At 70.3% G+C, this 880-nt stretch carries 1 protein-coding gene; it reads left to right on the top strand.

Annotation, left to right across the window (positions count from 1 at the left end):
• On the top strand, positions 1–880 hold an 880-nt coding region (locus HMPREF3105_RS02260), incomplete at both ends, for an ABC transporter permease (protein WP_371441093.1).

Here is an 880-nt window from a genome sequence, read left to right on the forward strand (position 1 = left end):
CCCGCCGCCGCGCAGGCGGACCCGGCTGCGCCGTCGTCCTCGGTGGTGCGGGAACACGCCGTCGCCGTGCCGCCCCTGCCCGAGATCCCCGTGCGCCGCGGCCCGCTGGCCGGCGCGTACTCGGGCAACGTGCGCGCGGTGATGGAGCGGGCGTTCCTCTCCCTGAAGTCCAACAACTGGGTGGTGTTCTTCTCCGGGTTCTTCGAGCCCGTGCTCTACCTGGCCTCCATGGGGCTCGGGCTCGGTGCGCTGGTCGGCGACGTGGCCGGCCCGGATGGCACCCCCGTCCCGTACGGCATGTACCTCGCCCCCGCGCTGCTGGCGGTCTCGGCGATGAACGGCGCCATCTACGACTCCACGTGGAACGTGTTCTTCAAGCTGCGCTACGCGAAGACGTACCAGACCATGCTCTCCACGCGGCTGGGCCCGCTGGACGTGGCACTCGGGGAGATCGCGATGGCGCTGCTGCGCGGGCTGATCTACGCGGTCGGCTTCCTGATCGTCATGACCGTGGCCGGGCTCGTCACCTCGTGGACGGCGCTGCTCATGATCCCCGGCGCCCTGCTCGTGGCGCTGGGCTTCGCCTCCCTCGGCATGGCGGTGACGAGCTGGATGAAGACGTTCCAGCACATGGACTGGGTCCAGATCGTGCTGATGCCCATGTTCCTGTTCTCGGCCACGTTCTTCCCGCTCGCGGTCTACCCGGAGCCGATCCAGTGGGTGATCCGCGTGTTCCCGCTGTGGCATGCGGTGGAGATGATGCGCGCGCTCGCGGTGGGCGTGCTGAGCTGGGCGACCGCCGGCCACGTCCTCTACTTCGTGGTGATGGCCGGCGTCGGGGTGTGGCTGGCCGCCCGCCGGCTCGGCGCGCTGTTCCTGC

The sequence above is a fragment of the Micrococcus sp. HMSC31B01 genome (genome assembly GCF_001816085.1).
Taxonomy (GTDB): Bacteria; Actinomycetota; Actinomycetes; order Actinomycetales; family Micrococcaceae; genus Micrococcus; species Micrococcus luteus.